At 71.7% G+C, this 24,350-nt stretch carries 20 protein-coding genes; 16 read left to right on the top strand and 4 right to left on the bottom strand.

Going from position 1 to position 24,350, the window contains the following annotated elements:
- Position 1: 1 nt before the first annotated feature.
- The 6 genes from C8K30_RS00465 to C8K30_RS00440 all read left to right on the top strand — a co-directional run bounded on the left by C8K30_RS00465 (position 2) and on the right by C8K30_RS00440 (position 7,295).
- The gene (locus tag C8K30_RS00465) at positions 2–469 is read left to right on the top strand and encodes a TraR/DksA C4-type zinc finger protein (RefSeq protein WP_108490947.1); all 468 of its coding nucleotides are present in this window, start codon (positions 2–4) and stop codon (positions 467–469) included.
- A gap of 303 nt (positions 470–772) precedes the next feature.
- Positions 773–1,321 (top strand): hypothetical protein, encoded by a 549-nt coding sequence (locus C8K30_RS30585; RefSeq protein WP_158280890.1) that lies wholly within the window; start codon positions 773–775, stop codon positions 1,319–1,321.
- Between the two features lie 237 nt (positions 1,322–1,558).
- Positions 1,559–2,227 (top strand): signal peptidase II, encoded by a 669-nt coding sequence (locus C8K30_RS00455; RefSeq protein WP_233256889.1) that lies wholly within the window; start codon positions 1,559–1,561, stop codon positions 2,225–2,227.
- Positions 2,227–3,156, top strand: coding sequence for an RluA family pseudouridine synthase (locus tag C8K30_RS00450; protein WP_108490945.1), 930 nt, complete (start codon positions 2,227–2,229; stop codon positions 3,154–3,156). Before C8K30_RS00455 ends, C8K30_RS00450 begins: the two co-directional genes overlap by 1 nt.
- Positions 3,157–3,252: 96 nt before the next feature.
- On the top strand, positions 3,253–6,804 hold the full coding sequence (dnaE, locus tag C8K30_RS00445) for a DNA polymerase III subunit alpha (protein WP_108490944.1): 3,552 nt from the start codon (positions 3,253–3,255) through the stop codon (positions 6,802–6,804).
- On the top strand, positions 6,801–7,295 hold the full coding sequence (locus tag C8K30_RS00440) for an NUDIX domain-containing protein (RefSeq protein WP_233256888.1): 495 nt from the start codon (positions 6,801–6,803) through the stop codon (positions 7,293–7,295). The genes dnaE and C8K30_RS00440 overlap by 4 nt, the downstream gene beginning before the upstream one ends.
- Before the next feature lie 273 nt (positions 7,296–7,568).
- Here the strand turns inward: C8K30_RS00440 and C8K30_RS31645 are convergent, their stop codons facing one another.
- Positions 7,569–12,098 carry a S8 family serine peptidase gene (locus C8K30_RS31645; protein ID WP_146197286.1) on the bottom strand — a complete coding sequence of 1,510 codons (4,530 nt, stop codon included), beginning with the start codon at positions 12,096–12,098 and terminating at the stop codon, positions 7,569–7,571.
- Positions 12,099–12,307: 209 nt separating this feature from the next.
- Between C8K30_RS31645 and C8K30_RS00425 the strand changes: the two genes are divergently transcribed.
- On the top strand, positions 12,308–12,763 hold the full coding sequence (locus C8K30_RS00425) for a cupin domain-containing protein (protein WP_108491823.1): 456 nt from the start codon (positions 12,308–12,310) through the stop codon (positions 12,761–12,763).
- 70 nt (positions 12,764–12,833) lie between these two features.
- On the opposite strand, the gene hisD is transcribed toward C8K30_RS00425, so the two are convergent.
- On the bottom strand, positions 12,834–14,159 hold the full coding sequence (gene hisD, locus C8K30_RS00420; RefSeq protein ID WP_108490941.1) for a histidinol dehydrogenase: 1,326 nt from the start codon (positions 14,157–14,159) through the stop codon (positions 12,834–12,836).
- A gap of 36 nt (positions 14,160–14,195) precedes the next feature.
- Between hisD and C8K30_RS00415 the strand changes: the two genes are divergently transcribed.
- Complete coding sequence (locus C8K30_RS00415) at positions 14,196–14,435, top strand: RNA-binding S4 domain-containing protein (protein ID WP_108490940.1); 240 nt, start codon at positions 14,196–14,198, stop codon at positions 14,433–14,435.
- Between the two features lie 12 nt (positions 14,436–14,447).
- Here the strand turns inward: C8K30_RS00415 and C8K30_RS00410 are convergent, their stop codons facing one another.
- Positions 14,448–14,852 (bottom strand): pyridoxamine 5'-phosphate oxidase family protein, encoded by a 405-nt coding sequence (locus C8K30_RS00410; RefSeq protein WP_108490939.1) that lies wholly within the window; start codon positions 14,850–14,852, stop codon positions 14,448–14,450.
- Positions 14,853–14,983: 131 nt separating this feature from the next.
- On the opposite strand from C8K30_RS00410, the gene C8K30_RS00405 reads away from it, so the two are divergent.
- Positions 14,984–16,297, top strand: a complete 1,314-nt coding sequence (locus tag C8K30_RS00405; RefSeq protein WP_108490938.1) for a glycosyl hydrolase family 18 protein — start codon at positions 14,984–14,986, stop codon at positions 16,295–16,297.
- 38 nt (positions 16,298–16,335) lie between these two features.
- On the opposite strand, the gene C8K30_RS00400 is transcribed toward C8K30_RS00405, so the two are convergent.
- A complete protein-coding gene (locus C8K30_RS00400) occupies positions 16,336–17,013 on the bottom strand; it encodes a class I SAM-dependent methyltransferase (RefSeq protein ID WP_158280889.1) in 678 nt (225 codons plus the stop codon).
- Between the two features lie 80 nt (positions 17,014–17,093).
- Here C8K30_RS00400 and C8K30_RS00395 point away from each other — a divergent pair, with 80 nt between their 5' ends.
- The 7 genes from C8K30_RS00395 (at position 17,094) to C8K30_RS00365 (ending at position 24,349) form a co-directional block, all read left to right on the top strand.
- Positions 17,094–19,622, top strand: coding sequence for a RecQ family ATP-dependent DNA helicase (locus C8K30_RS00395; RefSeq protein WP_108490936.1), 2,529 nt, complete (start codon positions 17,094–17,096; stop codon positions 19,620–19,622).
- Between the two features lie 82 nt (positions 19,623–19,704).
- On the top strand, positions 19,705–20,904 hold the full coding sequence (locus C8K30_RS00390; RefSeq protein WP_108490935.1) for a histidinol-phosphate transaminase: 1,200 nt from the start codon (positions 19,705–19,707) through the stop codon (positions 20,902–20,904).
- Complete coding sequence (gene hisB / locus C8K30_RS00385; RefSeq protein WP_108490934.1) at positions 20,901–21,500, top strand: imidazoleglycerol-phosphate dehydratase HisB; 600 nt, start codon at positions 20,901–20,903, stop codon at positions 21,498–21,500. The genes C8K30_RS00390 and hisB overlap by 4 nt, the downstream gene beginning before the upstream one ends.
- A gap of 5 nt (positions 21,501–21,505) precedes the next feature.
- Positions 21,506–22,108 carry a hypothetical protein gene (locus tag C8K30_RS00380; RefSeq protein WP_108490933.1) on the top strand — a complete coding sequence of 201 codons (603 nt, stop codon included), beginning with the start codon at positions 21,506–21,508 and terminating at the stop codon, positions 22,106–22,108.
- A gap of 2 nt (positions 22,109–22,110) precedes the next feature.
- Positions 22,111–22,755 carry an imidazole glycerol phosphate synthase subunit HisH gene (gene hisH, locus C8K30_RS00375; RefSeq protein WP_108490932.1) on the top strand — a complete coding sequence of 215 codons (645 nt, stop codon included), beginning with the start codon at positions 22,111–22,113 and terminating at the stop codon, positions 22,753–22,755.
- Positions 22,756–22,865: 110 nt separating this feature from the next.
- Positions 22,866–23,624: a bifunctional 1-(5-phosphoribosyl)-5-((5-phosphoribosylamino)methylideneamino)imidazole-4-carboxamide isomerase/phosphoribosylanthranilate isomerase PriA gene (gene priA, locus C8K30_RS00370; RefSeq protein WP_108490931.1), complete on the top strand. Its 759-nt coding sequence runs from the start codon at positions 22,866–22,868 to the stop codon at positions 23,622–23,624.
- Entirely contained in the window at positions 23,621–24,349 is a 729-nt protein-coding gene (locus C8K30_RS00365) for an SseB family protein (RefSeq protein ID WP_108490930.1), read from the top strand. Before priA ends, C8K30_RS00365 begins: the two co-directional genes overlap by 4 nt.
- Position 24,350 lies beyond the last annotated feature (1 nt).

Raw genomic sequence — 24,350 nt, 5'->3', positions numbered from 1 at the left:
CATGACCAAGATCTCGACTGCTACGAGGGCCGCGATCAAGCAGGAGTTCCCGAACCTGACACGTGACGTGAAGAGGTTTCCCGTCCGGGACGGTGAGGAGCCCTGGACCGTGCGTGAGGCCGAAGAGCTGGCCGCGCTGCTCCTCGAGGACAAGGAGCGGCTGGAGCGTGAGCTGCACGCCGCTGACAGGGAGCTGTCGGACCTGTTGCGGAACTCGGGCGACGGCGCGGGCGACGACCAGGCCGACTACGGTTCGAGCGCCCTGGAGCGCGAGCAGGAGCTGACGCTGGTCAACAACATGCGTGACCTCCTGGACCAGACGAACCACGCGCTCGACCGCATCCGCAAGGGCACCTACGCCACGTGCGAGCTCACGGACCTGCCGATCGGCAAGGCGCGGCTGCAGGCCTTCCCGAGGGCCACGCTGTCGGTCGAGGCCAAGGCGCGCGAGGAGCGCCGCGGGGCCTGAGTGGCAGGCGTGGCATCGGCGCCGCGCGCGATCCTGAACCGGATATCAACCCTGTGATGTCTGAGTTACGGGTATTCCTGGCGCATTGCCGGGGAGTTCGATCCTGGAATGTCTTGTTTCATTCCACGCCCGTGTCGTGCGCCGGGTCACGCTCCGATTGACAGGGTGAATTTCTCCATCGATGCTCATGCAGGTGAACCACACGTGTGTGGTTCATCGCTATTTCGTCAGAGCTATATCAAGGGGGAAAACACAATGATCCGAGGATTCCGTGCAACCTGCCGTGCAGGGGCAGCCGTGGTCATGTCGGCCGGTCTGGTCGTCGCCGCGGCATCGGGTGCGAGCGCGATGGTGATGCCGGGGGGCGACACCCCCGAGCTGATCAGCGCACCCTCCGCCGGCAGCGCGACGGACCTGGTCGACGGCGCCACGAGCGCTGCCGACGCCGCCGACGTGCTCGGCACCACGAACCCGCTGGGCGTCGTCGGCGCCGACGGCGCCCTGGACGTGCTCGAGGGCTACGGCACCACGGACGCCCCGGTGGGCGTCGACGGTGCGATGGTTCCCGAGGAGGTCGCCACCGCCGGTGAGGTCGTCGAGATCGAGAGCGACGGCAGCTTCAACGCGCTGAACGACGTCTGCGTCGCTCCCTGGTACTGGGAGGGCCCGGGCAACGTTGGTAGCACCGCGAACCTGACGGACTACCAGGCCTGCAACGACGGCGACACCGAGCTCGGGGGCGACGGTTCGGTCAACGTCCTCAACAACTGGTGTGTCGCCCCGTGGCACTGGGACGGCCCGTTCAACCTGTTCAACACGGGTAACGTGACCGGCTACGCGGCCTGCAACTGACGCACGCGTCAATTGATTGTCGCCGTGCGGTGACGCGGCGATAGTCTCGCACCAGGTGAGGCCCTTTCCCGGATTTCCGGGAAAGGGCCTCACTGCTTTTGCGCACCCATACCGCTTTCTGTATCTTGTCCGCCGACTCCCCGTATTGCTGGTTCGAGAGGCGCGGCGCGGCCTTGTGCTCGGGGCCGAGCCGACGGCCGGGCCCGGTACGGTCCGCGGCATGGGAGACTTTGCCTGATGTCTACTCCCGCTGAACCCTCCGCCGTGGCCGGTGACGAGACGAGTCCCGCAGCCACGCCCCCGCCGTCGGGCAGCCGTGTGCTTGTTGTCTGGACCGGCGTGCTCGCGGCCTTCGTCCTGGCCGCCGACCAGCTGACCAAGTGGTGGGCCGAGTCCGCCCTGTCCGTTGACGGTGCCCCGATCCCGCTCGTGGGCGAGCTGCTGCAGCTGCGCCTGATCTACAACCCGGGTGCCGCGCTGTCGATCGCGTCGGGCTACACCTGGATCCTGACCATCGTGGTGGTGGTCGTCGTGGTCTTCATCGTCCGAGCGATCGGGCGGCTCGGGTCGCGGGGCTGGGCCGTCGCGCTCGGCCTGCTGCTCGGTGGCGCCGTCGGGAACCTCGTGGACCGCCTGGCGCGGGAACCGGGGTTCGCGCGCGGCCACGTCGTGGACTTCATCGACTACGCGGGCTTCTTCGTGGGCAACGTGGCGGACATCGCCGTCGTCGGCGCGGCCGTGCTGATCGCGCTGCTGTCCCTGCGGGGGATCGGTTTGGACGGCAAGCGCCACACGGGCGAGGAGCCTGCTGAGAAGCCGGCCGACGAGCGCGATGAGGCGCCCGTCGACGAGTCCGCTGTCAAGCCGGCCGGCAAGCCGGATGCCGCCCAGGGCGACTCGGCCTGATGGCGCTGCGGACGCTGCCCGTCCCTGACGGGCTGGCGGGCGACCGCGTCGACGCCGCGCTGGCCCGGATGCTCGGCTTCTCCCGGACGCGCGCGGCGGAGCTCGCGGAGGCGGGCGCCGTGCGCCTCGACGGGCGCCAGGTGGGCAAGTCGGACCGGGTCGTGCCGGGCGGCTGGCTCGAGGTGGACATGCCGGAGGAACGCCCCGCCGTCGAGGTGGTGGCGGAGCCCGTGCCCGGCATGGGCATCGTGTACGACGACGACGACCTGGTCGTGATCGACAAGCCGGTCGGCGTGGCGGCGCACCCGTCGCCGGGCTGGACCGGACCCACCGTGGTCGGGGCACTCATCGCAGCGGGCTACCGCGTGTCGACGTCGGGTGCCGCGGAGCGGCAGGGGATCGTGCACCGGCTCGACGTCGGGACCTCCGGCCTGATGGTCGTGGCGAAGTCGGAGCTCGCGTACACGGGCCTCAAGCGCGCCTTCAAGGAGCGCACCGTCGACAAGGTCTACCACGCGCTCGCCCAGGGGCACCCGGACCCGACGTCGGGCACCATCGACGCGCCGATCGGCCGGCACCCCAGCTCGGACTGGAAGTTCGCGGTGACCGCGGACGGCAAGCCTTCGGTGACGCACTACGAGACGCTCGAGATGCTGTCGGCGGCCTCGCTGCTGGAGGTGCACCTGGAGACCGGGCGCACCCACCAGATCCGGGTGCACTTCGCGGCGCTGCGCCATCCGCTCGTGGGGGATCTCACCTACGGCGCGGACCCCGTGCTGGCCTCCAAGGTGGGGCTGACCAGGCAGTGGCTGCACGCGCACCGGCTGGGCTTCGAGCATCCGACGACGGGGCGCTGGATCGAGGTGGAGTCGCCGTATCCGGCCGATCTGGAGGCCGCGCTCGACGTGGTGCGGGGCGCGTACAAGTAGCAGTTTGCATCTGCCCTGTCGGCTCCTTTCGAAGCAGAACGCGGAACGCCGAGCGGGGTGCTTTGAGTGTCGGACAGCCGTCATAGGATCGACGGCATGCCCACCGCCACCGCTTCGAAGAGCGACGACTTCGTCCACCTCCACGTCCACACCGAGTTCTCGATGCTGGACGGTGCGGCGCGGATCGGCGACCTCATGGAGGAGGTCGCGCGGCAGGGCCAGCACGCCATCGCGACGACCGACCACGGGTACCTGTTCGGTGCGCACGAGTTCTGGGCGCAGGCGCAGAAGGTGGGCATCAAGCCGATCATCGGCGTCGAGGCGTACGTCACGCCGGGCACCAGCCGGTTCGACCAGACGCGTGTGCGCTACGGCGAGGCGGGCCAGGAGTCCGACGACGTCTCCGCGCGCGGCGCGTACACCCACATGACGCTGCTGAGCAAGAACAACACCGGTATGCACAACCTGTTCCGGGCGTCCTCCCTGGCCTCCCTGGAGGGCCAGATGGGCAAGTGGCCCCGGATGGACCGGGAGCTGCTGGAGCGGTACTCCGACGGGCTCATCGCCACCACCGGCTGCCCGTCGGGCGAGATCCAGACGCGGCTGCGGCTCGGGCAGTGGGACGAGGCGGTCCGGTATGCGGGTGAGCTGCAGGAGATCTTCGGCAAGGAGAACTACTACGTCGAGCTGATGGACCACGGGCTCGACATCGAGACCCGGGTGACCAAGGAGCTACTCGAGCTGTCCAAGGTCATCGGCGCCAAGCTGGTGGCCACGAACGACCTGCACTACGTGCGTGAGGAGGACTCGACCAGCCAGGAGGCGCTGCTGGCGATCAACTCCGGCTCCACGCTGGACGACCCGAACCGCTTCAAGTTCGACGGCTCGGGCTACTACGTGAAGTCCGCCGCCGAGATGCGCAAGGTCTTCAAGGAGCTTCCCGAGGCGTGCGACAACACGCTGCTCATCGCCGAGCAGTGCGAGGTCTCGTTCGACACCTCGGCCAACTACATGCCGCGCTTCCCCGTGCCGGACGGCGAGGACGAGATCTCCTGGTTCATCAAGGAGGTCGAGGCGGGCCTGCTGCGCCGGTACCCGAACGGCTACTCGGACGCGGTGCGCAAGCAGGCCGACTACGAGGTCGAGGTCATCATCCAGATGGGCTTCCCGGGGTACTTCCTCGTGGTCGCCGACTTCATCAACTGGTCCAAGGACCAGGGCATCCGGGTGGGGCCGGGGCGTGGTTCGGCCGCAGGGTCGATGGTGTCCTACCTGATGGGCATCACCGAGCTGGACCCGCTGGAGCACGGCCTGATCTTCGAGCGCTTCCTCAACCCGGAGCGCGTCTCCATGCCCGACGTCGACGTCGACTTCGACGAACGTCGGCGCGGCGAGGCCATCCGGTACGTCACGGAGAAGTACGGCGACGACCGCGTGGCCCAGATCGTCACCTACGGCACCATCAAGGCCAAGCAGGCCCTCAAGGACTCCGCCCGGCTGCTCGGCATGCCGTACGCCATGGGGGAGAAGCTCACCAAGGCCATGCCGCCCGCCGTCATGGGCAAGGACATCTCGCTGAGCGGCATCTTCGACCCGAAGGACAAGCGGTACTCCGAGGCGGCCGAGTTCCGCCAGGTGCACGAGGCCGACCCCGAGGCCCAGCGCGTGGTGGAGCTCGCGCGCGGTATCGAGGGTCTGAAGCGCCAGTGGGGCGTGCACGCGGCCGGCGTGATCATGTCGAGCGACCCGCTGATCGACATCATCCCGATCATGAAGCGCCCGCAGGACGGCGCGATCATCACGCAGTTCGACTACCCGACGTCCGAGGGCCTCGGCCTGATCAAGATGGACTTCCTCGGTCTGCGGAACCTCACGATCCTCGACGACGCGCTCGAGAACATCGTGATGAACGGCAAGGACCCGATCGACATCGAGAAGGTGGCGCTCGACGACAAGCCCACCTACGAGCTGCTCGCCAGCGGCAACACGCTCGGCGTGTTCCAGCTCGACGGCGGCGCCATGCGATCCCTGCTGCGGCAGATGCGGCCCGACAACTTCGAGGACGTCTCCGCCGTCATCGCCCTGTACCGGCCCGGGCCGATGGGCATGAACTCGCACATCAACTACGCGCTGCGCAAGAACAAGCAGCAGCAGATCGAGGCGATCCACTCCGAGGTCGTCGAGCCGTTCGCGGAGATCCTCGACGAGACCTACGGCCTGATCGTCTACCAGGAGCAGGTGCAGCGCGCCGCCCAGATCATGGCCGGCTACTCGCTCGGCCAGGCCGACCTGCTCCGCCGCGCCATGGGCAAGAAGAAGCCCGAGGTGCTGGCCAAGGAGTACGTCAACTTCGAGAAGGGCGCCAAGGAGAAGGGGTACAGCGCCGGAGCGATCAAGGCGGTCTGGGACACGCTGGTCCCGTTCGCCGGCTACGCCTTCAACAAGGCGCACTCCGCCGGCTACGGCCTCGTCGCCTACTGGACCGCCTACCTCAAGGCGAACTACCCCGCCGAGTACATGGCGGGGCTGCTGCAGTCGGTGGGCGACAACAAGGACAAGATGGCGCTCTACCTCAACGAGTGCCGCCGCATGGGCATCACGGTGCTCCCGCCGGACGTCAACGACTCCGCCGCCAAGTTCACGGCGGTCAAGGGCGACATCCGCTTCGGGCTCACCGGCGTGCGGAACGTCGGCCGCAACGTCGTCGACGCGATTGTGGAGAGCCGGGAGGCCAAGGGCGCCTTCACGTCGTTCCAGGACTTCCTCGACAAGGTCCCCGCGCCCGTCTGCAACAAGCGCACCATCGAGTCGCTCATCAAGGCCGGTGCGTTCGACTCGCTCGGGCACACGCGGCGCTCGCTGCTCGTGGTCCACGAGCAGGCCGTCGACTCCGTGATCGGCGTGAAGCGCAAGGAGGCCGAGGGTCAGTTCGACTTGTTCGCGGACTTCGGCGGCGCGGGCGACGACGAGGCGGGGATGGGCTTCTCCGTCGAGGTCCCGGACCTGCCGGACTGGGAGAAGAAGCAGAAGCTGCAGTTCGAGCGCGAGATGCTCGGCCTGTACGTCAGCGACCACCCGCTGTCCGGGCTGGAGCACGTGCTGCAGCGGGCCGCCGACACCTCGATCGCCTCGCTGCTCACCGACGAGCACCGCCCGGACAACTCGGTGGTCACCGTGGCCGGCCTGCTCACCTCGGTGCAGCGCAAGATGAGCAAGAACGGCAACCCGTGGGCCGCCGTGACCGTCGAGGATCTGGAGGGTGCCGTCGAGGTCATGTTCTTCGGCGAGACCTACCTTGCGTACTCGACCATGCTCGCTGAGGACCAGGTGGTGGTGCTGCGCGGCAAGGTGCGCCGTCGCGACGAGTCGATGCAGCTGCAGGCCATGGAGGTGGCTCTGCCGGACATCACGGTCGGGTCCGACTCGCCGCTGGCCGTGACCGTGCCGCACAGCCGGGCCGTTGAGCCGGTCATGATCCGGCTGCGCGAGGTGCTCGCCACGCACCCCGGTTCGGCGGAGGTGCACGTCGCGGTTGCCGAGCCCGGTAAGCGGACGGTGGTCCGGGCCGCCGACAGCCTGCGCGTGGAGAAGTCGCCGGCGCTGTTCGGCGATCTCAAGGCGCTGCTCGGGCAGGGCTGCCTGTCGTGACCGACCGCTACAGCGAGGGCGACCACGTGCACTTCTCGCTGGTACCGGCCGCCTACCTCTTCTTCCGGCGCGAGGGTCAGGTGCTGCTCCAGCTGCGGCAGGGCACCGGCTACCGCGACGGGTTCTGGGCCTGCGCGGCCGCAGGCCACGTCGAGGAGGGCGAGTCGGTCATCGACGCCGCAGTGCGTGAGGCCCATGAGGAGCTCGGCGTGGTCGTGGCGCCCGACGACGTCCGGCCGCTGACGGTGCTGCACCGCGGCGAACCGGGCGGGCCCACGATCGAGCAGCGGGTCGACTTCATGTTCGAGGTAACCCGCTGGACCGGGACCCCGTCGATCCAGGAGCCCGACAAGGCGGCGGACCTGGCCTGGTTCCCGTTCGTCGCCCTCCCGGAGCCACTCGTTCCGCACGAGGCGGTAGTGCTGCGCGCCGTGCACGACGCCGGGCGCCACGGCACCGAGGTGCCGCGCGTCTTGACGTTCGGTTTCTGAGCGGGTCGTTTCAGCCGCTTCAGCCGAGCAGCTCCCGTACCAGCGCGCCCTGCCACCACTGCTCAACACGGTCCGGGGACCAGGAGCGTTCGACGGTCAGCTCGTGAAAGACGTCCTGATCCGGACCGGCAGGGCCGGCGCCGCGGTGCGCCCCTGAGCATCCACCTCCCCGTGCCGACACGAGAGCATCACGGACACGGCCGAGCGCATCCGACACGACAACGGTGCCGCCCCCAGGGGGAGCGGCGCCGCTGCCGTCAGAGGGTCAGTGCGTCACAGGTCCTTGCACTGGCCGAGCTGCTTGCCCCGGACCGTGTTGGGCGAGCCGTTGTTGTTGGGCGGCGGGTCGTTGCTGAGGCACGTGAGCACCCCGGTGATCCGGTTGCCCCCGATCACGGGACCCTCGGACCGGGAGACGGTGACCGGGCCGGTCACCTGGTTGCCCCCGCACTCGGCCGCCGGGTCGCCGATCGTGACCCCCGAGCTCCGGCTCACGGTCAGCGTGCCCGTGAGCCGCGTGTCGCACACGCGGACCTCGGACGCTTCCGTGGCGCGGACCAGCGCGGTGAGCCGCGAGTCGGTGACGCGGAGTCCCGCGCCGTCGGACACGGTGATCTGGCCTACCACCGTGGCGTCGTCCACGCAGGTGGTGCCCTCCGTGACGGCGATGCGGCCGTTCTGCCGGCCGGTCAGCACCTCGTCGCACGGTGCCAGGCCGGACACGGCGACGTCGGCCGACGCCACGGCGGGCTCGTCGAACGGGTCGGACGTGACGTGCTCGGCGGCGTTGGTGTACGTGCCGGTGATCGCGTCAGGGTCCACCGTGACCTCGTACGACAGGGTGGCCGGGTCGACGTCCGGCCCTATGTAGTCGAGGCAGACGCTGCCGCCCTCGGTCAGGGCCGCGGCCGGGTCGCCCGCGTTCACCACGGCGGTGCCGAGGGTCCCCGCGAGGTTCTCGATCCCGATGGTGGCCAGCTCGGGCAGCGTCCCGAGGTCGCCGTACTCGAACGTGATCTCCGGTCGGTCGTCCGCCACCGTGTTGTAGATCCAGGCCTGGAAGGTCCCCACGGAGTTGGACAGGTCGGCCGGGTCGCCGCCGAAGGGGAATGGGTCGTCCCACTGAACCACCGCGACCTGGCCACCGGAGGTGGCCAGCCGCACGCCCCGGTCGTTCGCCAACGACAGCTCGAGGTCGGACCAGAGCGGCGCGATGACGCCGTTCGGGGCCGCCGCGGCCGGCAGCGACTGCGGGACCCACGGCTCGCCGCCGTACCCGCCGGCGATGGTGATCAGGCCGTCGTCGGAGACGGTGAGGTTCGGCGACTGGTCGGCGTAGTGCGGGAACGGGCCGATGTTCGCGAACGCGTTGATGGCCTGGCTGTCGCCGTCGAGCGGACTGAACCCGATGCCGACCGAACCCAGGTCGAGGAACCCGGCCCACGCCGCGCACTGCGGATCGTCCGCGGGTGTGGAGGCCTCGTAGGCGCCCACCGCGCCCACCTGCGTGGGCATGTCGACCTCCCACGTGATGGTCTGCCCGTCGACCACGCCGCCCGCGGTCACCGACTCGGGGTCGATGGTGAGCCCGTCGGGCACCGTGTCGGTGACCGTGTAGGTGAGATCCTCCGGCGTCACGTTGGGCGCGACGGAGATGTCGTACCCGATCGTGTCGCCGATCCCCGCCTCGGCCACGGACGCGGTCTTGGTCACGTCGTCGGCCATGCGGGCCAGGCGGACCGGGATCTCGCCGATGTCGCCCGGGGTGTCCGGCGAGCTGCCGAGCACCGCGGTGCCGAAGAACAGGTCGCCCTCGGCGGCGTCGGGCAGGTTCCAGTGCACCCGGACGTCGTACGGGTCGCCCACGGGCACCTCGCCCTCGGGGCCGGCCACGCCGGCGTTGCCGAGGTCCTCGGACGGGACGACGGCGGTGGCCAGCGTGTGCGCGTCCGGCTGGTTCGCGGTGCCGGTCCAGTTCTGGACCAGCACCCACCACGTCCCGGCCTCCGGGTCGGGGATGTCGCAGGCCTCGGCGGCGGACGACGTCGCGGATGCGCACACCTCGGTCGCGGCGCTCGGTGTGTCGCCGGTGCCCACGAACATGTCGAGGTCCGGCGCCTCGGCCGCGGTGATCTCCGCGACGAGCCGCGCCGCGTCGGCGGGCACCTCCAGGGTGGTGACCTCGACCTGGCTCAGGTCGTCGTACGGCGAGCCGTTCGTCGGGTCCTGGCTGAGGGAGCCCTCGTGGAGGTCGGCCGCCACCAAGCCCTGCACCGAGCCGGTGAAGTCACTGACCGCGATGGAGCGGATGTCGGTCACGGACTGCGAGCCGGTGTTCCGGCGCGTGGTGATGTCGATCTCGTCGGGCAGGATCGCCCCGGACGGGACGACGGCGACCGGCAGGGTCACCGCCGGGACGTCGGGGTTGCTCGGGGTGAGCGTGATGCGCCCGAACAGCGTCTCGCCCTCGGGGGCGTCGGCCACGTCCGCCGCGACGGAGATGCCGATCGAGTCGCCGGGCGACACCGTGGCCTGCGAGAGCGCCACGTCCAGCGACAGCCCGTCGTCGGTCACCGCGGACGCCGTCCACGTGACGTCGGCCGGTGCGGACGCCGGTGCGACCGCCGTCCGCTCCCACGAGCAGGTGGCGAGGCACTGGCCGTCGGCGAAGGACGGCAGGTTGAGCGTCTTGGGGTCGCCGCCCGCCTCCGGGTCGGCGGCCAGGTAGTTCGCACCGGTCTCGTCGAACAGCAGGCCCGCCTGCGCGGCGGCCCCGATGTCGATGTGGCCGCTGCCCTGTTCGTACGGGGTGGCTGCCGAGCCGTCGAAGTCCACCACGCTGGTGCGCGCGGTGGTCATGAGCGCCGACTGCTGCTGGGCGGGGGTCCAGCTCGGGCGGGCCTGCGTGAGCAGGGCGCCTGCGCCGGCCACGTGCGGGCTGGACATCGAGGTGCCCGAGATGATGCCGTACTCGACGTGGTCGTAGGCGCCCTCAGCGACGCCGTACGCGGCGAGGATGTCGACGCCGGGCGCGGTGATGGACGGCACTATCGTGTCGACCGCCCGGTTGGGGCCGCGCGAGGAGAAGCTGGCCATGGTGTCGCCGCGGGCGTCGTCGATGGTGAACGCGGTGCCGGAGATCGCGCCGGTGTGGCCGGAGCCCTCGGCCAGCCAGGCCCGCAGCGTCTCGCCGTCGGCGTAGCTGATCGCGACGCCGGGGACGGCGAACGCGTCACCGAGCAGGGAGCCCGCGTTGACCTGGTCGTTCGTCAGCACGAAGCCGGTGGCGCCCTGCGCCGCCACGTTGGACGACTTCGCCACGCGGCCGTTGCCGCCGCGGGCACAGACAACGATCTTGTCGGCGTAGTCCGCCTCGTGGCCAGTGGTCGTGGTGCACTGCGGGTCGCCCACGGCGCCCGCGTCGATGATCGCCGTGGCGGGCAGGGGCCCGGTCACGGACTTGCCGGTCAGGTCGGGCAGGGTGCCCGCGCTGCTGGTCAGGTTCGTGAGGCCGTTCAGCGCGTGCCGGTTGTGCGTCGAGGCGCCCACGGACGTCAGCCACGGGGCGTCGGCGGGGGAGCCGGTGGTGGCGAACCCGGGGCCCTCGTTGCCGTTCGAGGTGGCCACGAAGATGCCCGCGGCGCGCGCGTTGAGGAACCCGAGCGCGTCGAAGTCGTTCCACAGGTCCGACGGCGAGGGCGAGCCGATCGAGTAGTTGATGACGTCGACGCCGTCGGCGATCGCCTGGTCGATCGAGGCCGTCAGGCCCGAGGTGGTGCAGCAGCCCCGGTAGCTGATGACGTTCGCGTGCGGGGCGACGCCGGAGATGTCGAACGTCGGCGGGTTCGTGCCCTCAGGGGCGGTCGGCGTCACGTCGTCGACGACGTTGCCACCCGACGTCGAGCCCGTGTGCGAGCCGTGCCCGTCCTCGTCCAGCGCGCTCTTGTCGGTGGCGCTCAGGAACCCGTAGGCGCCGATGAGCTTGCCGTTGCACGGGAAGTCGGGGTCGTACTGGTCGGTGTTCGCCGGGTCGCAGACGCCCAGGTAGTTGCCCGCGCCGAGCGGGTTGGTGTGGGTGTAGCCGTCGTCACCGGTCTCGGCGAACGAGGGGCTGGAGGGGTGGATGCCGGTGTCGATGGTGCCGATCACGACACCCTCGCCCTGGTAGTTCTCCGGCAGGTCGAGCTCCTCGACGGCGTTCCACAGCGCGTCGGCGTTGCTCCAGGCCGGACCGGCGTCCGTGTGCAGCTCGTGCTCCTTGTCGAGCGCGATGTACGCGACGGCGGGGTCCTGAGCGACCTCTGCTGCCTCCTCCGGCGTCAGGACTGCCGAGACGCCGTTGACGGCGAACTGGTAGGTGAACGGCACCTCGACGTCGTGCCCCAGGGTGCGTTCCATGCGGGTGACGAAGTCGTCCTGCTCCGCCTCGAGGAACTCGGTGTACTCGCGTACCCGGGGGGCAGACGGGTCGAGCGTCCGGCCGGCCCGGGGCGTGGTGGCGTCCAGGCCGGCGACGCCGCCGTCATAGGTGGGCACGGCGGCCTCGGCCAGCCGGATCAGGTAGGTGCGCTCCGCGGTGCCGCGGCCGAGCGCCAGCTTCTGCACGTTCGGCGTCCGCTCGACGCCGGGCTGCGGGGTGGTCTCGGCCGGCACGAGGTCCTCGGCGAGGAGGTCACGCGGGTCGACCTTGTCCGCGGCCGGCGGAGCGAAGGGTGTGACCGCGACGGCGGCCGGCGCGAACGCCGCCGCTAATGCCGTTACAGCCGCTATGGCGAGCAGGGGCGTTCTGGACCGGTGCGACATCTACGGCTCCCTCGGTACGGCAGCGATGGCGGTGGTACGAGCGCGAGCAGGTGCTTGGACATTCCTCGCGTACGTCGCGGGTCGTGTCAATGCTTCCGTACAGGATTCACCCCGGTAGTGGCCATTCCGGTCACAGACTCACTCCTGTCACAGATACGCGCGGCACCCGGTCATCACAGGGAGACGAGAACCTACGGAAGGTGCAGCAGATGACGGTGTCAGAGAACCACGCGGCCCACGTGCACGCGACCGGCGAGCACACGGGGTCGGAGGGCTGGAAGACCGCGGCCACGATGCTGCAGGACGCCTCGCCGATCACCGTGCCCGACGGCGCCTCGGCGATGACCATCCATGTCGAGTGGGGGCCGGGCGACCCGGGGACTCCTCCGCACCGCCACTCGGGGCCCGCCTTCGGGTACGTCATCAGGGGCGCGGTGCGGTTCGAGCTCGAGGGTGAGCCGGAGCGCGTCGTCGAGGCCGGCGGGACGTTCTGGGAGCCGGGCGGCGACGTCATCCACTACCAGGACGGCAACGCGCTGCCGGACGCCCGGACCGAGTTCGTGGTGACGATGGTGTGCGCGCCGGGCAAGCCGATGCTGGAGCTGGTCGACGAGGAGGAGCTGACCGAGCGCGCCCACCTGCGCGCGCCGCGGCCGGCGGTCTGAGGCAGACTTCTCCGCTCCGGACGGGTCCGGAGCGGAGAAGCTCAGGTTTCGAACGTGCGAGGTGGCCGGGCTAGTGGAACCGGCCGCGCACGGCCTCGCCGTGGGCCGGGAGGTCCTCGTCGTTGGCCACCGCTACGATGCGGTCGGCTAGCTCCTCCAGGGCGTCGCGCGTGTACTCGACCTGCTGCACCGACTTGAGGAAGCTGTGCACGCCCAGGCCGCTCGCGAAGTGCGCGGTGCCCCCGGTCGGCAGCACGTGGTTGGACCCGGCCATGTAGTCGCCCAGCGAGACCGGCGACCACGGGCCCACGAAGATCGCGCCCGCGCTGTGCACGCGCGCGGCTACCCGGGCGGCGTCGGCCGTCTGGATCTCGAGGTGCTCCGCGCCGTAGGCGTTGACGACGGCGAGCCCGGCGTCGATGTCGTCCACCAGGACTATCGCGGACTGCGGGCCGTCCAGGGCGCGCGCCACGCGGGTGGAGTGCTTGGTGGCCGAGGCGAGGTCCAGGACCCGGGCCTCGACCGCGGCCGCGAGCTCGACCGAGTCCGTGACCAGCACGGACGCGGCCATCGGGTCGTGCTCGGCCTGGCTGATGAGGTCGAGGGCCACGTGCCCGGCGTCGGCGGTGCCGTCCGCGAGGACGGCGATCTCGGTGGGTCCGGCCTCGGCGTCGATCCCGACGATGCCGCGCACCAGCCGCTTCGCGGCGGCGACATACACGTTGCCGGGGCCGGTGATGACGTCGACGGGCTCGCACAGGGTCTCGCCGTCCTGCGGCTCGGTGCCCGCGGCCCCGAACGCGAACATCGCGACGGCCTGCGCGCCGCCCACCGCGTAGACCTCGTCCACGCCGAGCAGGGCGCACGCCGCGAGGATGGTCGGGTGCGGCAGTCCGCCGTTGTCCTTCTGCGGCGGGGACGCCACGGCGAGGCCGCGCACGCCCGCCTCCTGCGCTGCGACGACGTTCATCACCACCGACGACGGGTACACCGCCAGCCCGCCCGGCGCGTACAGGCCGACGCGCTGGACCGGGATCCAGCGCTGTCGCACGACGGCGCCCGGCGCGAGCTCGGTCACGTGGTCGGCGGGGAGCTGCTCGGCGTGCACCCGGCGCACGCGGCGGATGGACTCCTCCAGGCCCGCCCGCACCAGCGGCGTCAGGCTCTCCAGGGCGCCGGTCAGGGCGGCGGCGGGAACCCGCAGGTGTTCGGGCGCGATCCCGTCGAGCCGCAGCGCGATCTCGCGCAGCGCGGCCGCGCCGCCCTCGCGGACCTGGCGCAGGAGGGGCTCGACCACATGGATGGCCTCGTCCACTCCGACCTCGGCACGGGGCAGGACGTCGAGGAGGGCGCGGCGGCCCAGGGACCGGCCGCGCAGGTCGATGCGTTGGATCACCCGGCCAGTCTATGGCGGCAGGCGGGAGACAATGCTGTGGTGTCCAACTCTGAGGCTGTTCCCGAGGTCCCGATCCGCGACGACGTCATCCGCCTGGGCCAGTTCCTGAAGCTCGCCGACCTCGCCGAGGACGGCGCGCAGGCCCGCGACCTGATCGCCGACGGCGAGGTGCGGGTCAACGGCGAGGTCGAGACCCGCCGCGGCCGGCAGCTCGTGCGCGGCGACGTGGTGAGCGTGCTGATGCCCGCGGGCGAAGAGGCGGCAGTCGTCGCCTGACCGAGTCCTGGGTCAGGACGCCATGTACGTGGAAGCCATTACCTTGTCGACCGTCACGCGCAGCACGATGCGCTCCGGGTTCGGCTCCAGCGGGCGGTAGCGGCGCGCGTACCGCGCGACGGCGTCGGCGATCTCGGCCGTGTCCTCGCTGACGGCGATGGTGCCCTCCAGCGTGATCCACCGGCCGCCCGCGTGCTGGCAGAGGGCGGTGCGCGGGGCGCTGCCGTCGGGCAGGGGGGCGGCGTTGCGGGCCTTGACCGACGAGCGGTTGGTGGTGATCCGCGCGACCCCGGCGTCGGCGTCCCAGGTGAAGGCCACCGGGACCACGTGCGGCGTCCCGTCGGGGCGCAGGGTGGTGAGGGTCGCGAGATGGCGCTCGGTGACGAAGACGAGCTGCTCGGGGTTGAGTCGGATCACGCCGTGAGTCTAGGTCGGGCCGGGCTGCGCGCCTGGTGTCGCTGTGTGGTCGGGTTGTGGGTTCCCCGTATTTCCTGGGGTCGGGTATTTGGCTAGCGTTCCTGACAAATGTCCCGGCCCTGAGGAGTGCCATGAGACGGCGTACAACGTTCCTGGCGGCAGGCGTCGCCGCCCTGCTCGTCACCGGACTGGCGATACCGGCTGTTGTCGCGCAGACCGGGCCGGTGGCGCAGGCCGCGGCAGCCGACTGTTCGGCATCCGCATGGTCGGAGGGCAGCACCTACGCCGTCGGCGCGCACGTGACGCACCGCGGCCGGGCCTACACCGCCCTGGTGGCGCACACCGCGCACGTCGGCGCGGGCTGGACCCCCGACACCACACCGAGTCTCTGGACCGACGACGGCGCGTGCGCCACCGAGCCGGACCCCGATCCCACCGACCCGACGCCCGATCCCACGGACCCGACCCCGGACCCGGAGCCGACGCCCACCGACTGCAGCCAGCGGCCGCGTCCGTCGGGCAAGGTGCTGCAGGGCTACTGGGAGAACTGGGACGGCGCGAGCAACGGCGTGCACCCCGGAATGGGCTGGGTCCCGATCACGGACTCGCGCATCACCCAGCACGGCTACAACGTGGCGACCCTCGCGTTCCCCGTGATCCGGTCCGACGGCACGGTGCTGTGGGAGGACGGCATGGACTCCGGCGTGCGGGTGCCGACGCCCGACGAGATGTGCGCCGCGAAGGAGAGCGGCCTGACGATCCTGATGTCGATCGGCGGCGCCACCGCCGGGATCGACCTGTCCTCGCAGGCCGTCGCGGACCGGTTCGTCGAGACGATCGTGCCGATCCTGCAGGAGTACAACTTCGACGGCATCGACATCGACATCGAGACGGGCCTGACGGGCAGCGGCTCCATCACCCAGCTCTCGACGTCGCAGGCCAACCTGATGCGGATCATCGACGGGGTGCTCGCGGGGATGCCCGCCGGGTTCGGCCTGACGATGGCGCCCGAGACCGCGTACGTCACCGGGGGCAGCGTCGTCTACGGCTCGATCTGGGGCTCCTACCTGCCGATCATCAAGAAGTACGCCGACAACGGCCGGCTCTGGTGGCTCAACATGCAGTACTACAACGGGTCCATGTACGACTGCTCGGGCAACTCCTACGCGGCCGGGACCGTCGCCGGCTTCCAGGCGCAGACCGACTGCCTCGACGACGGGCTCGTCATCCAGGGCACGACTATCCGCGTGCCCTACGAGAAGCAGGTGCCCGGCCTGCCCGCCCAGCAGGGTGCCGGCGGCGGGTACATGGCGCCGTCCCTGGTGAGCCAGGCGTACGGCTCGTACAACGGGGCGCTGAAGGGACTCATGACCTGGTCCATCAACTGGGACGGGTCGCTGGGCTGGACCTTCGGCGACAACGTGAGGTCCCTGCAGGGGCGGTAGCCGCAAGCAGTGCCGGGCGGGCAGGCAGGGCTTCCTGCCTACCCGCCCGACACGCTCAGACTGCGCACGACGGCGTACTGATAGCGGTGGCTGCTGCCCGGGCCGCTCGGCCGCGTCCACCAGGTCTCGATGTCGCCGCGCTCGCCGAGGCGCTCGCGGACCACTGCGTCGGTGCGGCGGTGAAAGTAGCGGGGCGGCCCGTAGTCCTGGCCGGGCTCGGCCAGGTGCCCGACGGTCAGCTCCGCCCCGCCCCACATCCCGACCGCGAACAGCCCGCCGGGGACGAGCACGCGGGTGACCTCGGCCAACGCCTGGTCGAGCTCGGTGTCATCGAGGTGCATCAGGGTGCTCATCGACCATGCGGCATCAAAGCTGTGGTCGGCGAACGGCAGGTCGGTGGCCGATGCGACCCGCGCGTCCAGGCCCGCCGCGCGGGCGACCTCGACCATGCCGGGCGAGAGATCCGTCCCGGTGTACTCGAAACCAGCCGCTGCGATCACCTGGCCGTCTCGGCCCGGGCCGCAGCCGATCTCCAGCACGGTGCGCCGCCGCTCGTCGGTGAGCCGGGCGAGGTACTTCCGCTGTGCCGCCGTGCGCCAGTCCGGGATCGGTCGCCGGGCCCGGTCGGCGGACTCGGCGTCGTAGTACGCCAGGAGGTTCGCGCGACGTGTTTCCTGAGCTGCTTGCGGGTCCGGCTCATCCGTCGTGGAGGTCATGGGCAGGATTCTAAGGATCCGTCGCCGCATCTGTGGATAACCCGCTCGCGGTGTCGGTGGGTGCTCATAGGATCGATGACGTGACCAAGGACCCCTTCGCAGACCTTCCCTTCAATGTGGAGGAGCCGCCGGACGACGCGGCGTTCCTGACCGACGTCGGCGAGCCGTCGCCGCCGCCGTCCGCACGGAACACACCGGAGGCGCAGGCCGCGAAGCTGCAGATGCTGCGCGGCCTGCTGGACGAGGGTGCCGCGGCCGCGGCTGCGGAGGCCGCGGCGGCACCACGGCGGGCCCCGGCCCCGGCTCCGGCGGCTCCGGCGACTGGTCTCGCTGAGGCGGTTGAGCAGGAGGAGGCGCTCGCGGTGCCCGAGCCGGCCGCCCGCCCGGTTCCCGCGGCCTCGCCCGGCTCTGCCTTGCGCGAGGAGGCCGAGTCCGCGCTGCGCGAGCTGGTGGGCCGCGACGACGCCCGGTTGCGCGACGACCAGTGGACCGCCATCGAGGCGCTGGCGGCGTTTCACCGCCGGGCGCTCGTGGTGCAGCGCACCGGGTGGGGCAAGTCGGCGGTGTACTTCGTGGCGACCAGGCTGCTGCGAGCCCGGGGCGCCGGCCCCACGGTGATCGTGTCGCCCCTGCTGGCGCTCATGCGCGACCAGATCGCGGCGGCCTCGCGCGCGGGCATCCGGGCAGTGACCATCAACTCGGCGAACATGACCGAGTGGGACGAGGTGCACGAGTCGATCGCGCGCGGCGAGGTGGACGTGCTGCTGTGCTCGCCGGAGCGTCTGAACAACCCGGGCTTCCGGGACGAGGTGCTGCCGCGACTCGCGGCCGACGCCGGCCTCGTGGTCATCGACGAGGCGCACTGCATCTCCGACTGGGGCCACGACTTCCGCCCGGACTACCGGCGGATCCGCACGCTCCTGGCCGACCTGCCGGCGGGCATCCCCGTGCTCGCCACGACGGCGACCGCCAACGAGCGCGTCACGCAGGACGTGGCCGAGCAGCTCGCCGTGCACGGCGACGGCGCGAGCGAGGACGTGCTGGTGCTCCGGGGCGGGCTCGACCGTGAGTCGCTGCACCTGGCGGTGCTGGAGCTCGGCGACCAGCCGACCCGGGTGGCGTGGCTGGCCGAGGCGCTGCAGGACATCGAGGGCTCCGGCATCGTCTACTGCCTCACCGTGTCGGCGGCGGAGCAGGTCGCCGAGCAGCTGCGCGGCTACGGCCTCGGGGTCGCCGCGTACACCGGCCGGACCGAGCCGGCGCAGCGCGAGCAGCTCGAGGCCGACCTCAAGAACAACGAGGTCAAGGCGCTGGTCGCGACGTCCGCGCTGGGGATGGGCTTCGACAAGCCGGACCTGGCGTTCGTGGTGCACCTGGGCGCACCGTCGTCGCCCATCGCGTACTACCAGCAGGTGGGTCGTGCGGGCCGTGGCGTCGACCAGGCGCTGGTGGTGCTGCTCCCCGGTGTCGAGGACAAGGCGATCTGGGACTGGTTCGGCGCGCAGGCCTTCCCCGCCGAGGGGCAGGTGCGGGTAACTCTCGACGCCCTGGCCCGCGGCGGCACCATGTCGACGGCGGCGCTGGAGACGCAGGTGGACCTGCGCCGCTCGCGCCTGGAGACCATGCTCAAGGTGCTCGACGTCGACGGCGCGGTCCAGCGCGTGCGCGGCGGCTGGGAGGCCACCGGGCAGCAGTGGGCCTACGACGCCGACCGGTACGCCCGGGTCGCCGCCACCCGGGCCGCCGAGCAGCAGGCGATGGTCGACTACGTCAGCACCCAGGGCTGCCGCATGGCGTACCTGCGGGCTCAGCTCGACGACCCGGATCTGACGCCGGGCTGGGAGTGCGGCCGCTGCGACCGGTGCGGCGCCATGGACCTGCCCGAGGCGCCCGACGCCGAGGCGGTCGCCGCCGCACGCGCGGAGATGGACCGACCGGGTGTCGAGGTCGAGTCCCGCAAGATGTGGCCCACCGGCCTGGCCTCCATCGGGCTCGACCTCAAGGGCAAGATCCCGCCCGCCGAGCTGGCCGAGCCGGGACGGGCCGTCGCCCGACTCGACGGCCTCGGCTGGTCGGGCCCGCTGCGCGACCTGCTCGCCCCCGGCGCGAGCGACGGCGAGCTGCCCGTGCCGCTGCGCCGAGCCGCCGCGCGGGTGCTGGACGAGTGGGACGCACTCCGCCCGGCAACCGGGGCCACCGAGCCCAGCGGGTCGGGCGAGGGCGAGACCGGCGACGGCGTCGCCGAGCCCGGCCCGCTCGTGATCGAGGCAGTCGTGGCGGTCCGTTCTATTACGCGGCCGCAGATGTCTTACCACCTGGCCACGGGGCTGGCGAAGTACCTGGGCGTGCCGATGATCGGGGCGATCGGTCCCGTCGCCGGGCAGGAGCAGGCCGGCCGGCACGACCTGAACTCCGCGATGCGCCTCGCGGGCGTAGCCCGGCGCCTGCAGCTGCAGCTCGGCGAGGGCGCGCTCCGCGGGCTGCCGGGCCGGTCGGTGCTGCTGGTGGACGACTACACCGACTCGGGCTGGACGCTCACGGTCGCCTCCCGGCTGCTGCGCCAGGCCGGTGCGGCAGCGGTGTACCCGTTCGTGCTGGCCGTGCGGTGACCGGGCAGGTGACCAGTCCCACGCGCCCGGTGGGCGGACTCGCACCGGCTCGGTGCCGCGCGGTTCGTAGACTGGTCCGGTGATGACCCACGCCGTCGACCAGCACGGCACTGAGGACGGCACCGCGGACAGTGTCTCGGCGCCCTCGGTGCGCCTGCCGCTGCGCCCCGAGCTGGCGGACGAGGTGCCGTACGGCGCGCCGCAGCTCGACGTCCCGGTGCTGCTGAACGTCAACGAGAACCCCTACCCGCCCGGCGAGGACGTGGTCGCGACCATCGCCGAGGAGGTGGCGCGCGCCGCCCGCGGGATGAACCGCTACCCGGACCGCGAGGCCACGGCCCTGCGCCAGGACCTGGCGGACTACCTCGAGATGGAGACCGGCGTCCACCTGGAGCACCTCGACGTCTGGGCCGCGAACGGGTCCAACGAGGTCATGCTGCACGTGCTGCAGGCCTTCGGCGGCCCGGGCCGCACGGCCCTGTCGTTCGCGCCGACCTACTCGATGTACCCCGAGTACGCGCGCGACACGCACACCAACTGGCTGGTCGGCCGCCGGGAGGACGACTTCACGCTCGACCCGGCCTACGCCGCAGAGGCGATCCGCGAGGTAGGTCCCTCGGTGATCCTGCTGGCGAGCCCCAACAACCCGACCGGCACGGCGCTGCCGACGGCCACCATCGAGGCGGTCTGCGAGGCCGCGCTCACCGTGGACATCGACGGGGCGCACCCCGTCGTCGTGGTCGACGAGGCGTACGCCGAGTTCCGGCGCCCCGGCACACCGTCCGCGGTGGCGCTGCTGGAGCGATACCCGAACCTGGCCGTCTCGCGCACCATGTCCAAGGCGTTCGCCGCGGCCGGCGCCCGGCTCGGGTACCTGGTCGCCTCGACCGCCTTCGTGGACGCGCTGCGGATCGTGCGCCTGCCGTACCACCTGAGCGCCATCACGCAGGCCGCGGCCGGCGCGGCGCTGCGCCACCGCGAGTCGCTCATGGCGCAGGTGGCGACACTGCGCGCCGAGCGCGACGCGACGGTGACCTGGCTGCGCGAGCAGCGGCTCCCGGACGGCCTGCCGTTCGACGTCGCGGACACCGACGCCAACTTCGTGCTGTTCGGTACGTTCGGCGACCGGCACGCCGTCTGGCAGGGGCTGCTCGACCGCGGGGTACTGATCCGCGAGACCGGCCCCGACGGCTGGCTGCGGGTGTCCATCGGCACGTCCGCCGAGATGGCCGCCTTCCGCGCGGCGCTCACCGAGGTCTTGCAGGGAGAGGAAGAGGCATGAGCAGGACAGCACGCGTGGAGCGCGCCACCTCCGAGTCGAAGGTGCTGGTCGAGCTCGACCTCGACGGCACCGGGCGCACCGAGATCAGCACGAGCGTGCCGTTCTACGACCACATGCTCACGGCGCTCGGCAAGCACTCGCTGATCGATCTCACCGTGCAGGCGACCGGCGACACCCACATCGACGTCCACCACACGGTGGAGGACGTCGCCATCAGCATCGGCGAGGCGCTGCGCCAGGCGCTCGGCGACAAGGCCGGCATCTCGCGGTTCGGCGACGCGCTCGTCCCGCTCGACGAGGCGCTCGCCCAGGCCGTCGTGGACGTGTCGGGCAGGCCGTACCTGGTGCACGAGGGCGAGCCCGCGGGCCAGGAGTACCACCTCATCGGCGGCCACTTCACGGGGTCGCTGACGCGGCACGTGCTGGAGTCGATAGCGCACCACGCGGGCATCTGCCTGCACGTGCGGGTGCTCTCGGGCCGCGACCCGCACCACATCGTCGAAGCTCAGTTCAAGGCGCTGGCGCGTGCGCTGCGCGCCGCCGTCGCCGTCGACCCGCGGGTCGACGGCATCCCGTCCACGAAGGGTGCGCTCTAGCAGCCATGTCCGACAGCCCCAGGCCCGAGAACGACGGGTTCAACAGCAGCACGCCTCCCGGCGACGACCTGCCCGACTTCGATTTCGACAGCCTCGAGATCCCGGACGACCTGTCGTCCCTGACCGGCGACGGCCAGCCCGAGTTCGCGGCGCTCATCACGCAGATCGCCGGCGCGGAACCGCTCGCGGCGGCCAGCTCGCTGGCGCAGCTCGACCTGGACGCGGTGCCCACCCCGGTCGGCGCCGTCGGCGTCCTGAAGGACCTCGCGGGGGACGCGCCCGATCAGGCCGCGGCAGCGATCTCCCAGCTCGTGCGAGGTGTCCCGCTCGTCCTGATCACCCGCACGGGCGAGCAGATGACGGCGGTCCGGTTCACCGACGGCGTCCGCGGCGACGAGCTCGCCCCCGGCCTCGTGCTGGGCGGCGCGCCAGAGTCCGTGGTCGACCTCCTGACCGGCGCCACGACGGTGGCCGACGCCGTCGGTGTGGTCGGCTCGACCTCGATCAGCAAGTTCAAGGCGGTGCGGATGCTGACCTCCGCGGCGCGCAAGGCCCGCAAGGGCCTGGGCAAGGGCGAGCCCGGCCAGGACAGCAAGGACGGGGCCTGAGCGTGGGCGCACGCGTCGTCGTCCTCGACTACGGCTTCGGCAACGTCCGGTCCGCCGTCCGCTCCCTGGAGCGGGTGGGCGCGGACGTGACGCTGACCGCCGAGCGGGCCGTCGCGCAGGACGCGGACGGCCTCGTGGTGCCCGGCGTCGGCGCGTTCGCCGCGTGCATGGCGGGGCTCACGGCCGTGCGCGGGCACGAGGTGGTCGGCCGGCGGCTGGCCGGCAACCGGCCGGTCCTCGGCATCTGCGTGGGCATGCAGGTCATGTTCGACGCCGGGGTGGAGCACGGCGAGCGCACCGACGGCATCGGTGAGTGGCCCGGCGTCGTAGAGCGGCTGCACGCCCCCGTCGTGCCGCACATGGGCTGGTCACCGGTCGAGGCGCCCGAGGACTCGGTCCTCTTCAAGGGGATCGCCGACGAGCGGTTCTACTTCGTGCACTCGTACGCCGCCCAGACGTTCACCAAGGGCTACGACGAGAACGCGGTGGGGATCTTCTCGCCGCCGAAGGTCACCTGGGCCGACCACGGCGGCCGCTTCGTCGCGGCCGTCGAGGACGGCCCCCTGGCGGCAACCCAGTTCCACCCGGAAAAGTCGGGCGATGCGGGATCCCACCTCCTGGAGAACTGGGTCCGAACCCTCGCCTAGCCCCGCCCGTTCAGCACCACACCGTTGAGTGCTGGATCTTCGCCCTCCCGGACGCCCCGGAAGGGCGAAGATCCAGCACTCGACGAAGACAGATACGAACTTGGAGAGACATGACCGACCGACTCGTCCTTCTGCCCGCCGTCGACGTGGCCGACGGCCAGGCCGTCCGCCTCGTACAGGGGGAGGCCGGCTCGGAGACCTCGTACGGGGACCCGCTGACCGCCGCCCTGGACTGGCAGTCCGGCGGCGCCGAGTGGGTGCACCTCGTAGACCTCGACGCGGCCTTCGGGCGCGGTTCCAACGCGGAGCTGCTGGCCCGGGTGGTCGGAGAGCTGGACGTGCAGGTCGAGCTGTCGGGCGGCATCCGCGACGACGAGTCGCTGGAGCGCGCCCTGGCCACCGGCGCCCGCCGCGTCAACCTCGGCACCGCCGCCCTGGAGGACCCGGCCTGGACGGCCAAGGTCATCGCCGAGCACGGCGACCGCGTCGCCGTCGGCCTCGACGTGCGGGGCACCACGCTCGCCGCGCGCGGCTGGACCAAGGAGGGCGGCGACCTCTGGGAGGTCCTCGGCCGCCTCGACGAGGCCGGCTGCGCCCGCTACGTGGTCACCGACGTGACCAAGGACGGCACGCTGCGCGGCCCCAACGTCGACCTGCTGTCCGACGTCGCCGCGCGCACCCCCGCGCACGTCGTCGCCTCGGGCGGCATCTCCTCGCTCGACGACCTGCGGGCGCTTCGCGCCCTGGGCACCATCGAGGGCGCCGTGGTCGGCAAGGCCCTGTACGCGGGCGCGTTCACGCTCCCCGAGGCGCTCGACGTCGCCGGCCGCCCGGGCGACGAGGCCGCAGGGCACGAGGCCGCCAAGTGAAGTCCATCCAGCCGTCCAGCCAGTTCGCGGGCGACGACGGTTCGGCCGACGCCGAGCTGACCCGCCTGCTGGAGGGCCACTCGACCGGGACGGTCCCGCTGCGCGACGTCGTCGCGCGGCTGGCCGAGACCCGGGTGCTGGTGCCGGTCCTGGCCGAGGCCGGCGTCGTCGAGCAGAACCCGGACGGGCTGGTCGTCGACAAGGAGGCGTCCTCCGGCGTCGTGGCGCTGGAGGCGCCGGACGGCCGCCGGGCCCTGCCCGTGTTCACCTCCGTTGCGACCATGCAGGCCTGGCGGGCCGACGCGCGGCCGGTGCCGGTCGAGGCGTCGCGCGCCGCGCTGTCGGCGGTGAACGAGAACTGGGCGCTGATCGTCGTGGACCCCGCGGGGCCGTCGACGGCGCTCGTCCCGCGGCCCGCCGTGTGGGCGCTGGCCCAGGGGCAGGAGTGGCGGCCGGCGCTCGTGCCGCACGAGGACGGGATCGTCGTGGACCCCGAGGTCGCGTCGGAGGTGGCCGTGGCGGCGGCGCCGGTGCAGCACGTGGTCCGGGCGCACGCCGAGCCGGGCCGCAAGGCCGAGGTGGCGGTGGTGCTCGGTCTGAACCCGGGCCTGGACCGGGCCGGGCTCGACGCGGTGCTGGCCCAGGTCAACGCCCGGCTGGCGGCGTCAGAGGTGATCTCGTCGCGCGTGGACTCGCTGGAGCTGAGGATCGGCGCGGCCCGCTGAG

Source organism: Promicromonospora sp. AC04 (genome assembly GCF_003058225.1).
Classification (GTDB): Bacteria; Actinomycetota; Actinomycetes; order Actinomycetales; family Cellulomonadaceae; genus Promicromonospora.
Note: the sequence above shows the minus strand (reverse complement) of the source record. Positions and strands in the feature narration are given on the sequence as shown.

Coding starts and splice junctions, on each gene's coding strand:
- C8K30_RS00465 (WP_108490947.1), top strand. CDS start 2: ATGACCAAGATCTCGACTGCTACGAGGGCCGCGATCAAGCAGGAGTTC.
- C8K30_RS30585 (WP_158280890.1), top strand. CDS start 773: ATGTCGGCCGGTCTGGTCGTCGCCGCGGCATCGGGTGCGAGCGCGATG.
- C8K30_RS00455 (WP_233256889.1), top strand. CDS start 1,559: ATGTCTACTCCCGCTGAACCCTCCGCCGTGGCCGGTGACGAGACGAGT.
- C8K30_RS00450 (WP_108490945.1), top strand. CDS start 2,227: ATGGCGCTGCGGACGCTGCCCGTCCCTGACGGGCTGGCGGGCGACCGC.
- dnaE (WP_108490944.1), top strand. CDS start 3,253: ATGCCCACCGCCACCGCTTCGAAGAGCGACGACTTCGTCCACCTCCAC.
- C8K30_RS31645 (WP_146197286.1), bottom strand. CDS start 12,098: ATGTCGCACCGGTCCAGAACGCCCCTGCTCGCCATAGCGGCTGTAACG.
- C8K30_RS00425 (WP_108491823.1), top strand. CDS start 12,308: ATGACGGTGTCAGAGAACCACGCGGCCCACGTGCACGCGACCGGCGAG.
- C8K30_RS00405 (WP_108490938.1), top strand. CDS start 14,984: ATGAGACGGCGTACAACGTTCCTGGCGGCAGGCGTCGCCGCCCTGCTC.
- C8K30_RS00400 (WP_158280889.1), bottom strand. CDS start 17,013: ATGACCTCCACGACGGATGAGCCGGACCCGCAAGCAGCTCAGGAAACA.
- C8K30_RS00390 (WP_108490935.1), top strand. CDS start 19,705: ATGACCCACGCCGTCGACCAGCACGGCACTGAGGACGGCACCGCGGAC.
- hisB (WP_108490934.1), top strand. CDS start 20,901: ATGAGCAGGACAGCACGCGTGGAGCGCGCCACCTCCGAGTCGAAGGTG.
- C8K30_RS00380 (WP_108490933.1), top strand. CDS start 21,506: ATGTCCGACAGCCCCAGGCCCGAGAACGACGGGTTCAACAGCAGCACG.
- priA (WP_108490931.1), top strand. CDS start 22,866: ATGACCGACCGACTCGTCCTTCTGCCCGCCGTCGACGTGGCCGACGGC.